Consider the following 11,784-nt stretch of genomic DNA (forward strand, 5'->3'; position numbering starts at 1 on the left):
AACAGAGGCAGGCAAAATGCTCAACGTTGCTGGCGCGCAAACCAGACACTGGCGACAGCTAGCGCAATGAAACCGAGCGGAAAATACAGCCGGATGCCGAGGACGACGAACTGGTAGAGCGCCGTCAACATCGTGAACACGAACTGGAAAACCCAGGTGATGGTGAGCGCGGGTGCATGCCATTGGACGTAGTAGGAGCGGTATTGCAGCCCAAAGAGGCCGCCGGTGAAGGTAATTGTCGCGGCGAGAAGGCAGACGAAGGCGGCGGCGAGGGCGATTTCCCAGTGGCGTCCGAGCGAGACGAGCCGCGCCAGAAACAGCCCAACCGGGAAGGCCAGCGCGCCGCCGGCAGCATAAAGCAGCGAGACGAAGCGGACCTTCGCCGGGGTCTCCCAATCGTACAACAGCAGATTGAGCAGCGCGCTGGCGCCCATCGCCATGGCCCACAACAAGGCACCGGCAAATGCGGTGCGCAGCGGCGGCAAGGAGCGGCGGAGACGATGCAGGGCGCGATAGCGCATGGCGGGGAACGTCACAGGCGACCGGTTACCGCGATCCAGCGATAGTCCGGCCCTTCGAAGCCGTATTGGCGCACCGCGATCAGCACGGCATAGGTGCTGACGCTATCCAGCGAAAATGTCTGAACCGCGCCGATCTGGTAGCCATTCGGACAGCCTCTGCTTTGCGGGATCGATTTGTCCTCGTGAATGATCCTCGTCTGGCCGCCATCCTTCGCCTCGATGCGCAGCAGGCGAAAGCCATTGATCTCGCCCTGGCTCTGGCAGCGTTCGGTGTCGTTCATGCCGATCTGGTCGAGCCGGAACTCGAGCGGATCGTCGACCGGCGAGAAGATCGGGCGCGGATTGACCACCATGCGGAAGGGATCGGCAGAAAGCTCGGTCACCGGGTTGAAGCCGGCGGTGATGCCGCGATTTGCCGTGAGTTCCGCCTGACCGACGATCGCTTCGCCCCTTTGCCGGGCCTGCAGCCGCGCTGCGGCCACCGTGGCATTCTCGTCGTCGAGCCGGACACGTATCGGCGAGCCCTTCAGGAAACTGTCGTCGGCCGTGTCGATATAATAGCGGGTCGCATAGGGAAATCCCGATCCGTCCTGGACGCCGTATTCCTCGAAGGCAAAGACCCCGCCATCACTGCTGAAGCCGAGGATCTCAAGCTCGGCGACATCGCCTGCGTGGGCGGCGGCCAAAGTTGCAAGCGGGGCAAGCAGGCAGACTGCAAACAGGGCAAGATTTCGCATGGGGCTTTCCATTCCGGCGGTCGACGCCGTTAAATTCCTATCACGATGCCGTCAAAAGATCGTGCTGACTGAAACACAAAGTCGATGCATCCAATCCGGCCGCCGTTTGTTATTGTCGGCAGCTTCACCGCATTGTGCCTTCCGAAAATCAGAATCGATTTTCGGAAGGCACGATGCATTGATTCAAAATGTTTAGAGCGTCGTTTGCGCGTCCAAAGGGACGCGCGGCGCTCTAAGGGAGACCCCCATGACAGATGCAGCCAAGATTCGCGAACGTATGGAAGTGATCGGTGCCGACGGCGTCCATGTCGGTACCGTCGACAAGGTTGACGGAGATCGCATAAAGCTGACCAAGCGCGACAGCGGCGAGGGCGCGCACAGGGGCCATCACCACTTCATTCCTCTCAGCCTTGTCGCCGAGGTCGAGGGCCAGAAGGTGCGGCTGTCGGCAAACTCGGATGTTGCGGTCACGTTCGAGGAAGAAAAATCCGAACCCACCTGATCATAATCCAGTCTGATTACGGCTCACCCGAATGAGCGTTGCGCGTTCAGCGCGACGACCAGACCGGGAACAGATCGCCCTCGGCCGGCGTCGCGGCAAAGACGCCGCGGCTGATGGCGCGCGCCATCGTGGCGCCGGCCGCGGCGTAGAGATCGATTGCATCGTCGGGCTCAAGCTCGATGCCGCTCTTGCCCGTTGCCAGCGCGAAGACCAGATCGCCGTCGGCGGGCGTATGCGTCGGCCAAATGGCGCGGACAAAGCCGTCATGCGCCGATATCGCCAGGCGTTTGGCGGCGGCCTTCGTGAGTACCGCATCGGTGGCGATCACGGCGATGGTCGTGTTGGCGCCGGTTTCCGCCTGCTCTGCCGCATGCTTGTCACGGAACTTCAGCAGGACCTTTCTGGCATCGTCAGGCATCGGGTGGGGATAGCCTAACCCGCCGAACTCGTCGCCGATCTCGAACGGTGCCGCCCAGAAATGGCGGGTCCCGGCGACCGTCACCGAGCCGGTCGGGTTGACGGCGGCAAGCGCGCCGATGGTGACGCCGCTGTCCAGCACCGTCGAGGCCGAGCCGAGCCCGCCCTTCAGGCCGGAGCTCAGCGCGCCGGCACCCGCGCCGGCGGTGCCGAGCGCAAAGTCGATCGCGGCGGCTTGCGCGGCTTCGTAGCCGAGGTCGCGGTAAGGCGGATACCGGCCCCAATCCTTGTCGCCGCCATTGCGCAGATCGAACAGGATCGCCGCCGGCACGATCGGCACGCGAAAGCCGCCGACCTCGACGCCGATGCCCCTTTCACGCAATGCCGCCTGCACCCCCGACGCGGCGTCGAGGCCAAAAGCCGACCCGCCCGAAAGCACCACGGCATGGATGGCGTGGATCGAATTGTGCGGCTCGAGCAGGTCGGTTTCGCGGGTGCCCGGCGCACCGCCCAGGATTTGCACGCCGGCCACGGCCGGTTCGTCGCAGATGACGGTGGTCACACCGGATTTCAGCTTGGCATTCGCCGCATTGCCGACACGCAGGCCGGCGACGTCCGTGATGAGATTGCGCGGACCCGTATGGAACATCCCTGTGCTGGACATCATTGGCTCTCCGCCGGCGCGAAACGGCCGCCGTCGAAACGGTAGGCTCGATAAGGATTTTGCGTCAGGTCACCTTTTTCGTCAAAGCGGATCGGTCCGATCGCCGTGGTGAAGTCATGCGCGGTCAGCACGTTGGCCAGCCTCTCGCCGGAGCTTTGCGGCAATGCTGAAGCCGCCTTGGCGATCTCGACCGCGGCATAGGCGGGAAGCGTGTAACCTTCCGGCACGATGTTTTGTGCTGCAAAGCTTTGCAGTACCTTGGGGTCGGCGACGTCGGCCCATTCGGGCGGCGCGATCATCAGCGTGCCGACGGCATAAGGCACGTCGCCGAGCGGCGCGCGCAACGCTTCGCCGCCGGCAAACACCATGCCGGTATTTAGCTGGCCGGCATCCCGGCCCATAATGGCGACATCATCGCCGTCGCCGCCGGCAAAGACATGCGTTGCGCCGGCTTTCTTCAGCCGGCCGATCAGGCCGATCTGGTTGTCGAGCTGCGGCCGGAACGTGTCGACGAACACCGGCTTCAGAGCCGCTTGCTCGGCGGCTGCCCGAAACGTCTCGGCCATTTCGCGGCCATAGATCGTGCCGTCGTCGACTATGGCGAACAGCTCGGTTTGCCATAGGCGGGTGAGGATGGCAGCGACGGCATTGCGCTCGTCGTCGCCGCGCGGCCCGAGACGATAGATCGGCCATCCGGTCTTGGCGCGCCGGTCGGTCAGGCTTTCCGTGCGCACGCCGACGGTGATCACCGGTATGCCGGCATCCTTGAGGATCGGCAGAGCCGCCTCGATTGCGTCGGTGCACAAAAACCCGATGACGACGTTGACCTTGGCCGCGGTGAACTCCCGCGCGGCGGCGGCGCCACCGTCGGCCGTGCAGGCGTCATCGATCGACTTGATTTCGGCATCGTTCGCTTCAGCCGCCATTGTCGCGCCGGCCTCGATCTGTTTGCCGAGGATCGCCGACGGCCCCGACAAAGGTGCCGCGACGCCGACCAGCAGCGTCTCGGCATTTGCACTGCAGGCGACCGAGAGCCAGGCCAGCACCGCTATCGTGGTTGTCCAAGGTCGCATGCGAGCGAAGAATTCCTCCACGCCGGTCGCGTGGTTGCCGGCGCCAATGCCGTCAAGACCTAAAGGCTGGCCAGCTTTGGCGCAACACGCGAATTCGGGATATAGGTCAAGCACTTCGCTTGTGGCCTGCAATATCCCCCCATATATAACGGTTGGTTCTGACTAGTGGAAAATCATCGGTGCTGAAGAAGAATGACATCGGGCCGCAGGCCTACCGCGACGCGATGGCCCATTTTGCTGGCCATGTGCATGTAGTCACCACCGATGGCCCTGCCGGCAGGCGCGGCGCGACGGTGATCGCGGCCTGCTCGGTGTCGGACACGCCGCCAACCATCCTGGTTTGCCTCAATCGTGAAAATCCCAAGAACGAGCCGTTCGTGGAAAACGGCAAATTTGCCCTGAACACGCTGGCTTCGGATCAGGAGCCGCTGTCGATCGCCTTTTCCGGCATTACCGGCCTGCCGGTCGAGGAGCGTTTCGCGTTGGCCGAATGGGATGTGATCTCGACCGGTGCGCCGACGCTGAAGGGCGCGCTCGCCGTCTTCGACTGCGAACTGATCGACTCCAAGGATCTGGCCACCCACCGTGTGCTTTTTGGCAAGGTTACAGGTTTGCGCATCGGCGATAATTTGCGGCCGCTGATCTATCACAACCGCGGCTACCACGCTTTGTAGAGGCTTTCAGATGGCCGCGCCCGCGAAGACAGAATGACCGAGTTGAAAACCGCGTCCGGCGCCGCGGATGATCGACGAGACGCTCGATCTGTTGACCCGTGCGGATTATGTGGCGGACCGGTCGCTGGCGACCGTGCTGTTTTTATGCGTTCGGTCGACCCGCGGCGGTGGATCCAGGCTGGCGCGAAGCGCGTCGCATAACCACATGTCTGCCAGGGAGAAAATCATGGAACACAGTATCTATCTCGATGAGGCCCGCGATCCGCTGATCATCGCGGAGGGCTGGATGAAGGACGGCAAGGATGTCGCCATTGCCACCGTGGTCGAGACCTGGGGCTCGGCGCCGCGCCCGGTCGGCAGCCACCTAGTGATCGACGCGGAAGGCAATTTCCACGGCTCCGTCTCGGGCGGCTGCGTCGAAGGCGCGGTGGTGACCGAGGCGGTCGATGTTATCGATAGCGGCACGGCCAAAATGCTCGAATTCGGCGTCGCAGACGAGACCGCCTGGCAAGTCGGCCTGTCATGCGGCGGCCGCATCAAGGTCTATGTAGAAAGATTGGGTTGATCTCGAATGGATCCCTATGCGCTGAAGACACTCAACGCCGAACGCCGCGCCCGCCGCGCGGCAATCCTGGTCACCGATCTCGGCGACGGCCGCGACCGTGTCGTGCGCGAGGGCGACCGGGTAGCCGGCGAACTCGGGGCGGCCATCGCCAAGGCATTTCGCACGGGCAATTCCGGTTCGGCCGAAGCTGAGGGACGGACCTTCTTCCTCAACGCACATCTGCCGCAGCCGCGCCTGGTGGTGATCGGCGCCGTCCACATCAGCCAGGCGCTGGCACCGATGGCCAGGATCGCCGGCTATCCTGTCGAGATCATCGATCCGCGAACGGCCTTTGCCACGCCCGATCGTTTTCCCGATATCGCGCTGCATGCCGAATGGCCAGAGGATGTGCTGACGCGTCAGCCGCTCGATAGCTATACGGCGCTGGCTGCTCTCACCCACGATCCGAAGATCGACGATTTCGCGCTGAAGGCGGCGCTCGACGCCGGCTGCTTTTATGTCGGCGCGCTCGGCAGCCGCAAGACCCACGCCAAACGTGTGGAACGCCTGCTGGCTTCGGGAGCGACCGCCGACCAGATCGCCCGCATTCATGCCCCGATCGGCCTCGACATTGGGGCTGCCAGCCCGGCCGAGATCGCCGTCGCGGTGTTGGCGCAAGCGATCCACGCCTTTCGCTCCCGTGGTCTCGAATCCAAAGGCGCGGTCGCGTGAAATTTGGTCCCGTTGCGATCGATGCGGCCGAAGGGGCAGTGCTGGCGCACGCCACCACAGCCGGAGAGCGCCGCTTCCGCAAGGCGCACAGGCTAAGCGCCGGGGATGTGTCCCTGTTGAAGGCCGCTGGCATTTCCGAGGTCGTAGCGGCGGTGTTGGCGCCCGATGATCTCAGCGAGGACGTCGCTGCCGAAAAGATCGCCGCATCCATGATCCATCGCAACATCGAGGCGAGGCCCGCCGCGACAGGTAGGGTCAACCTCCACGCGCAGGCTGCCGGCATGTTCACCGTCGACGCGGCGATGATCGACGCCATCAACGCCGTCGATCCGACGATCACCATCGCCACGCTGGCGCAGCATGCGCCGGTCGAAAAAGGTCAGATGGTAGCAACGGTGAAGATCATCCCATTTGCGGTCGCCTCCGCTTTGGTCGATGCCGTTGCAAGGATCTGCGCCGGCGGCGAGATATTTGCGGTCAACGCCTATCAGCCGGTGCGCGTCGGCGTCATCCAGACGGTGCTGCCCGGCATCAAACCCAGCGTGCTCGACAAGACGCTGCGCGTCACCGAAGCACGCTTGGCGCGTTCGGGCGGCAGGCTGACGGCGGAGCGTCGAACCCCGCATGAAATTATCCCCGTCGCCGAGGCTGCGGCCTCGCTGATCCGCGACAACGATATGGTGGTTATCTTCGGCGCCTCGGCGATGGCCGATTTCGGCGACGTCGTTCCCGCTGCCATCGAAAAGGCAGGCGGCACTGTCATCCGCGCCGGTATGCCGGTCGATCCCGGCAATCTGCTGGTGCTCGGCACACTCGGCGGCAAGCGCATTATCGGTGCGCCGGGCTGCGCCCGCAGTCCCAAGGAGAACGGCTTCGACTGGGTGCTCGACCGGCTGATCGCCGGTCTCGACGTGACCGCCAGGGATATTGCCGGCATGGGCGTCGGCGGGCTGTTGATGGAAATTCCGACGCGGCCGCAGCCGCGCGAGCCATTGCCGGCCAAAGCCGAACCAAAGGTCGAGATCGTGCTTCTGGCCGCCGGCCGCTCCAGCCGCATGGGCGGGCCGAACAAGCTCTTGGCGCTCTTCGACGGCAAGCCGCTGGTCCGTCGCACTGCCGAACGCGCGGTCGGTTCGAAAGCCGCGGCCACCATCGTCGTCACCGGCCACCAGCGCGAGCGCGTGCGCAGTGCACTGTCTGGCCTCGATGTGACCTTCGCCGACAATCCGGATTTCGCCGAGGGTCTGTCTTCGTCGCTGAAGGCCGGCATCGCCAAGATTTCCGGCGACGCCGCCGGCGCCATGATTGTCCTCGGCGATATGCCCGGCGTCGCCTCGGCCGACCTCGACAGGCTGATCGAGGCGTTCCGCAAGTCCGAAGGGCGATCGGTGGTGCGCGCCGCTCATGATGGCCGGCGCGGCAACCCGGTGCTGCTGCCGCGCTCGCTGTTCGCCGCGATCGCTCACCTCGAAGGCGATACCGGTGCCCGCCATCTGGTCGAGGCCGAAGGGCTCGACGTCATCGATGTCGAGATCGGCGAAGGGGCAGCCGTCGATGTCGACACGCGCGAGGCGCTGGAAAGCGCCGGCGGCGTGCTGCAGGATTGACAAACCGAAGCCGAAAAACGCATGGCTGCGGGATGGCCTTTCGTTCCTGCCTCCGGTTCCGCTTGCCCCCCTCCGGCCTCCCGGCCCTTCTGATCGCGATTCTTTGGTCGCTCTTTTGTGCCACTTACGCCAACGCTCTCGAACTCAAACCCTTCAAGGACGATCTGTTCGCCTATCCGGTCACACTCTCGTCCGAGAGCAACGGCGCCTATACGGTCGTCGATTATCGTGAGCTGCGCGACATCAACGCTCGTGACGAAGTGCCTGAGCGTCGTGTGCACGCGCAATACACCGACACCGGCGTGCGTAAGGTGCAGCAGGATCTATTGCTGCCGACCGATGCAGGCGATGTCCGCCACATTGCCGTCGGCAAGACCGGGGGCGCCAGCATCATCGTGCTTTATCTGCACGGGCAGGGCGGCAGCCGTAAGCAGGGTGCTGACGATTTCACTTTCGGCGGCAATTTCAACCGTATCAAGAACCTGATGGCCGGTAATGGCGGCCTCTATCTGTCGCCGGATTTTTCCGATTTCGGCGACACCGGTGCCGCCCAGATCGCCGCATTGATCGGCCACTATGCCGAACAGTCGCCGCGCGCAAAAATCTTCGTCGCCTGCGGCTCTATGGGCGGCGCGTTGTGCTGGAAGCTGGCAGGCCGCAAGGACTCCGGCGGGCGCATCGACGGGCTGCTGCTGCTCGGCTCGCTGTGGGACGAGAGTTTCTTCTCAAGCTCCGCATTCAAGCGCCGTGTGCCGGTCTTCTTCGGCCAGGGCAGCAAGGACCCGGTGTTTCCAATCGAGAAACAGGAAGCCTTCTTCCGATCGATTCTGGGCAAATCGAAAGCCTACCCGACCCGCTTTGTCCGCTTCGAGACCGGCACACATGGCACGCCGATCCGCATGACCGACTGGCGGGGCACACTCAACTGGATGTTATCGAAGGTCCCTTAGGGCGCGGTGTTGTAGTCGAGCACGGTCTGCGGGTTGATCTCGCCGTCATAAGAGGCATCGACCTCATACTGCACCAGCGAGAAATTGCCGTGGCGAAACAGGTAGGTGCCGGCCGACGAGGCGTCGCCGACGCCGCGCCACTTGTTCAAGGATGAAATCGTTTTGGTGGCCTCGTCATATTCGGAGTTGACCAACTGGTCGTCAGTCTGGAAGCCGATGATGTTGATGCCCTCGACCTTGCCTTCGCTATTGTTGTTCTCATAGCGAATATCGAGTTCCGGTGACGCGAATTGTAATTGCCGGACGCCCGATACGTCGTCGTAGATGTAATAGACTGCGCTCTCATTGTAGGCGGCCATCGAGCAGAAAAAGCGAAACAGCCGTGTCTCGCGTTCGGGCTCGTTTTCGGCCGCCCCCGCATCCTTGTAGCGGAGCGAGTAGGCGTCCGGCTCTCCTCGCGGATCGCCGCCGGGCATGTCCTTGTCGCACTGGTCGCCATAAGTCGCGGCAAACGCCTTGTTGGCCTGCTCAAGCGCTGCGTCCTTCTTCGGCGGCGGCGGTCCTTCGCCGCAGCTTGCCGGCACGGCATCTTCGAAATCGGCCTTTGAGGGTTTCAGCGCACCCTTGTCGATGAAGATTGCGCGAAATGGCGGTTCCTGGATCGAGGCGTTGATCTGGCGCAGCGTATAGCAGCCGGCAAAGACATTCTCGCTGCCGTCCTTGGCCGTCGCCCGGATGGCGACCGGAACGCTGTAGTAGATGCTGCCGGCAGCCCCGTCTTCCGATACGCCACCGGTTTTGACTTCGACCGTGTCCGTGCCGTCATAGCCTTTGACGAAGGAATTGAAATCCTTGGCCGGCTTGGTGTCGCCGAAATAGTCCCAGGCGCGCGCGAATTCGTGCCGGCTGATGGCACTATAAAGCGACCGGATGACCGCTTCGGCATTCGACCTGTCGTCTATGTAAGGCGCGTCGGCGGCGAGCACCGGTTGGCTGGTAGCGGCAAGGGAGAAAAAAGCGGTCGCTGCAAAAAGTGCGCGTCTCATCGGGAACCTCCACTCGATGAAAAATCCTATCATATCGATTGCGGCGGCGTGGTGACGCTTGAACAATCGCCTGCGAAAGCGCTACCTCTCGCCGTGGGCAGTCGGGCCGCGTGGAGATTTCTTGTGACCATATCAATGTATGAAGCATCCGTGCCGGTATTTTCGGCGAGGCTGAAGGCACTAGCCAATGTGCTGAACATTGCCGAGCAAAATGCGGCTGATCGCAAGATCGATCCGCAGGTGTATCTGACGGCGAGGCTGGCGCCGGATATGTTTGCGCTGACCAGGCAGGTGCAGATCGCCACCGATCACGCCAAGGGCGCGCCGTCACGGCTTGCCGGCCGCGAGGTGCCAAAATACGAGGACAATGAGGCGAGCTTCGCCGATCTGCAGGCACGCCTCACCAAGACGCTCGACTATCTCGCGACATTTTCGGCGGCCGAATTCGACGGTTCAGATTACAGGGTGGTCGAACTGAGGCTTGCGGGACGAGAGGTTTCGATGCCGGGGATGCAGTATCTGTTGCACGCCGCCATGCCCAATTTCTATTTCCACCTGACCACCGCCTACGACATCCTGCGCCACAACGGCGTGCCATTGGGCAAGTCGATCTTCCTCGGATTGCGTTGAGATCCGCTCGCGAGATATCCCGCTGCGGCGGGATATCTCACGGCGCGCTGTTTAGCGTAGGGACATTTCCCGGGCGATGCGCGGGAAATCGGCCGGCTTGACGCCGATATCGGTGCGATCGGCATTGCTCATCGAATGGAGTAGCGCCAGTGCCGCGCGATAACGCAGCTGTTCCCGCGGACGCGGACGGGCGAACATTTCAGTTAAGAATCCCATGATTCAAGCCCCTTTATTGAACCTCCACGGCCTCCAATATAGGCAGATCATGACAATTGTGCAGTGCAGCATCCGCATGGCAGCCATGCTGCCCCGATCTTTTTTGACATAATTCGGCTGTTCCGGCGAAACTTCTGTGGCGCTTCGACCGTAGGAGTCAGTGCCGGCACTTGGCCGGTTTTTCCTCGCCATTCCTGGCGAAATTCCGGACTGCATGAAAATGCGGTCCGGCTTTTTATTGGCCGCGGGGATAAACCCCGTTCGCCGGCGTCCTGGGAAAGTCGCCTGGCCTGCCGGCGGTGGGCTTGGAAGCGGGCGGCGCTTTCCTGTATGCTGTTGTTTCCTCCTCGCGCAGCCGCGCAAAAATTCCCACCGGAGAAACTCCATGCACAAACGCCGTCTCGGCCAGACCGATCTTTTCGTGTCGCAAATCTGCCTCGGATCGATGACCTGGGGCCAGCAGAACACCGAGGCGGACGGTCACGCCCAGATGGATCTGGCGTTTGCTCGCGGCGTCAATTTCATCGACACCGCCGAACTCTATCCGATCCCGCCCAAGGCGGAGACACAAGGCCGTACCGAGACAATCATCGGCAATTGGATGAAGGAGAAGCGCAATCGCGACCAGGTGATCATCGCCTCGAAGGTAGTTGGTCGCACCGCCAACAGTTGGTTTCGCGGCGACCGCCCGTCTAAGCTGGTGCGCGCCGATATCTTCGACGCTATCGATAAGTCACTCGCCAGGCTCAACACCGATTACATCGACCTCTATCAGATCCATTGGCCGGAACGCGACGTGCCGTGGGGCGCCAATCCGAACCGCATCGGCGCCGTACCGCGACGCTCCGATGCCGCCGGCGTGCCGGAAGGCGAGACGCCGATCGCCGAGACGCTTGCCGTATTCGATGAACTGGTGAAGGCCGGCAAGATCCGCCATTTCGGCCTGTCGAACGAGAATTCCTGGGGAGTCATGCGTTTCATCGCCGAAGCCGACAAGGGCCTCGGCCCGCGCGTCGCCTCGCTGCAGAACGCCTACAATTTCGTCAATCGCACCTTCGAGGTGAACCTTGCCGAAGTCTGCGAGCGCGAGCAGGTGTCGCTGCTTGCCTATTCGCCGCTGGCGCAAGGCTATTTGACCGGCAAATACGATCATGGCGCGCGGCCGCAGGGCTCGCGCTCGCAGTTGTTCAACCGCGGCCAGCGCTACGAGACTCCCAATGCTGCCGACGTGCAGCTCGAATACAACCGGTTGGCGCGCACCTTCGGCATGGAGCCGGCGCTTTTTGCCAATGCCTATGTCTCGAACCGGCCCTTGGTCACCTCGAACATCATCGGCGCCACCACCATTTCGCAACTCGAAATGGCGCTCTCTTCCGCCGACGTGGTCTGGACCGAGGACATGCAGAAAGCCGTTGATGCGATCCACCAGCGCGTCGGCAATCCGTGCCCTTGATGCGTCGGGACGCGGTTG

At 62.8% G+C, this 11,784-nt stretch carries 14 protein-coding genes; 8 read left to right on the forward strand and 6 right to left on the reverse strand.

Features of this window, described 5'->3' with window-relative positions:
- Positions 1-20: 20 nt before the first annotated feature.
- Together NKI16_RS23100 and NKI16_RS23105 are read right to left on the reverse strand one after the other, a co-directional pair.
- Complete coding sequence (locus NKI16_RS23100) at positions 21-521, reverse strand: hypothetical protein (RefSeq protein ID WP_352623634.1); 501 nt, start codon at positions 519-521, stop codon at positions 21-23.
- Between the two features lie 11 nt (positions 522-532).
- Positions 533-1,258, reverse strand: a complete 726-nt coding sequence (locus tag NKI16_RS23105; protein ID WP_352590711.1) for a DUF2259 domain-containing protein — start codon at positions 1,256-1,258, stop codon at positions 533-535.
- A gap of 247 nt (positions 1,259-1,505) precedes the next feature.
- On the opposite strand from NKI16_RS23105, the gene NKI16_RS23110 reads away from it, so the two are divergent.
- On the forward strand, positions 1,506-1,760 hold the full coding sequence (locus NKI16_RS23110; protein ID WP_023674734.1) for a DUF2171 domain-containing protein: 255 nt from the start codon (positions 1,506-1,508) through the stop codon (positions 1,758-1,760).
- Positions 1,761-1,806: 46 nt separating this feature from the next.
- Here the strand turns inward: NKI16_RS23110 and NKI16_RS23115 are convergent, their stop codons facing one another.
- Both NKI16_RS23115 and NKI16_RS23120 read right to left on the reverse strand, forming a co-directional pair.
- Complete coding sequence (locus tag NKI16_RS23115; RefSeq protein ID WP_352590756.1) at positions 1,807-2,826, reverse strand: P1 family peptidase; 1,020 nt, start codon at positions 2,824-2,826, stop codon at positions 1,807-1,809.
- A 14-nt stretch (positions 2,827-2,840) separates the two neighbouring features.
- Positions 2,841-3,914, reverse strand: coding sequence for a branched-chain amino acid ABC transporter substrate-binding protein (locus NKI16_RS23120; RefSeq protein ID WP_352590714.1), 1,074 nt, complete (start codon positions 3,912-3,914; stop codon positions 2,841-2,843).
- A gap of 179 nt (positions 3,915-4,093) precedes the next feature.
- On the opposite strand from NKI16_RS23120, the gene NKI16_RS23125 reads away from it, so the two are divergent.
- From NKI16_RS23125 to NKI16_RS23145, 5 genes are all read left to right on the forward strand, one after another.
- Positions 4,094-4,588, forward strand: coding sequence for a flavin reductase (locus tag NKI16_RS23125; RefSeq protein ID WP_023674737.1), 495 nt, complete (start codon positions 4,094-4,096; stop codon positions 4,586-4,588).
- A gap of 226 nt (positions 4,589-4,814) precedes the next feature.
- Entirely contained in the window at positions 4,815-5,153 is a 339-nt protein-coding gene (locus NKI16_RS23130; protein ID WP_352570856.1) for an XdhC family protein, read from the forward strand.
- A 6-nt stretch (positions 5,154-5,159) separates the two neighbouring features.
- Complete coding sequence (locus NKI16_RS23135) at positions 5,160-5,864, forward strand: XdhC family protein (protein WP_352590717.1); 705 nt, start codon at positions 5,160-5,162, stop codon at positions 5,862-5,864.
- Positions 5,861-7,471: an NTP transferase domain-containing protein gene (locus NKI16_RS23140; protein ID WP_352623632.1), complete on the forward strand. Its 1,611-nt coding sequence runs from the start codon at positions 5,861-5,863 to the stop codon at positions 7,469-7,471. Before NKI16_RS23135 ends, NKI16_RS23140 begins: the two co-directional genes overlap by 4 nt.
- 32 nt (positions 7,472-7,503) lie before the next feature.
- On the forward strand, positions 7,504-8,421 hold the full coding sequence (locus NKI16_RS23145) for an alpha/beta hydrolase (RefSeq protein ID WP_352590723.1): 918 nt from the start codon (positions 7,504-7,506) through the stop codon (positions 8,419-8,421).
- On the opposite strand, the gene NKI16_RS23150 is transcribed toward NKI16_RS23145, so the two are convergent.
- Positions 8,418-9,467, reverse strand: coding sequence for a DUF1176 domain-containing protein (locus NKI16_RS23150; RefSeq protein WP_352570859.1), 1,050 nt, complete (start codon positions 9,465-9,467; stop codon positions 8,418-8,420). The genes NKI16_RS23145 and NKI16_RS23150 overlap by 4 nt on opposite strands.
- A gap of 123 nt (positions 9,468-9,590) precedes the next feature.
- On the opposite strand from NKI16_RS23150, the gene NKI16_RS23155 reads away from it, so the two are divergent.
- Complete coding sequence (locus NKI16_RS23155; protein WP_352623630.1) at positions 9,591-10,097, forward strand: DUF1993 domain-containing protein; 507 nt, start codon at positions 9,591-9,593, stop codon at positions 10,095-10,097.
- A 51-nt stretch (positions 10,098-10,148) separates the two neighbouring features.
- Here NKI16_RS23155 and NKI16_RS23160 read toward each other — a convergent pair whose 3' ends face one another.
- Positions 10,149-10,313 (reverse strand): hypothetical protein, encoded by a 165-nt coding sequence (locus NKI16_RS23160; protein ID WP_352623628.1) that lies wholly within the window; start codon positions 10,311-10,313, stop codon positions 10,149-10,151.
- Between the two features lie 385 nt (positions 10,314-10,698).
- Here NKI16_RS23160 and NKI16_RS23165 point away from each other — a divergent pair, with 385 nt between their 5' ends.
- On the forward strand, positions 10,699-11,766 hold the full coding sequence (locus tag NKI16_RS23165; protein ID WP_352623626.1) for an aldo/keto reductase: 1,068 nt from the start codon (positions 10,699-10,701) through the stop codon (positions 11,764-11,766).
- Positions 11,767-11,784: the final 18 nt, after the last annotated feature.

Source organism: Mesorhizobium sp. M0698 (assembly GCF_040320455.1).
In the GTDB taxonomy this organism is placed as follows: Bacteria; Pseudomonadota; Alphaproteobacteria; order Rhizobiales; family Rhizobiaceae; genus Mesorhizobium.

Coding starts and splice junctions, on each gene's coding strand:
- NKI16_RS23100 (WP_352623634.1), bottom strand. CDS start 521: ATGCGCTATCGCGCCCTGCATCGTCTCCGCCGCTCCTTGCCGCCGCTG.
- NKI16_RS23105 (WP_352590711.1), bottom strand. CDS start 1,258: ATGCGAAATCTTGCCCTGTTTGCAGTCTGCCTGCTTGCCCCGCTTGCA.
- NKI16_RS23110 (WP_023674734.1), top strand. CDS start 1,506: ATGACAGATGCAGCCAAGATTCGCGAACGTATGGAAGTGATCGGTGCC.
- NKI16_RS23115 (WP_352590756.1), bottom strand. CDS start 2,826: ATGTTCCATACGGGTCCGCGCAATCTCATCACGGACGTCGCCGGCCTG.
- NKI16_RS23120 (WP_352590714.1), bottom strand. CDS start 3,914: ATGCGACCTTGGACAACCACGATAGCGGTGCTGGCCTGGCTCTCGGTC.
- NKI16_RS23130 (WP_352570856.1), top strand. CDS start 4,815: ATGGAACACAGTATCTATCTCGATGAGGCCCGCGATCCGCTGATCATC.
- NKI16_RS23135 (WP_352590717.1), top strand. CDS start 5,160: ATGGATCCCTATGCGCTGAAGACACTCAACGCCGAACGCCGCGCCCGC.
- NKI16_RS23145 (WP_352590723.1), top strand. CDS start 7,504: ATGGCCTTTCGTTCCTGCCTCCGGTTCCGCTTGCCCCCCTCCGGCCTC.
- NKI16_RS23150 (WP_352570859.1), bottom strand. CDS start 9,467: ATGAGACGCGCACTTTTTGCAGCGACCGCTTTTTTCTCCCTTGCCGCT.
- NKI16_RS23160 (WP_352623628.1), bottom strand. CDS start 10,313: ATGGGATTCTTAACTGAAATGTTCGCCCGTCCGCGTCCGCGGGAACAG.
- NKI16_RS23165 (WP_352623626.1), top strand. CDS start 10,699: ATGCACAAACGCCGTCTCGGCCAGACCGATCTTTTCGTGTCGCAAATC.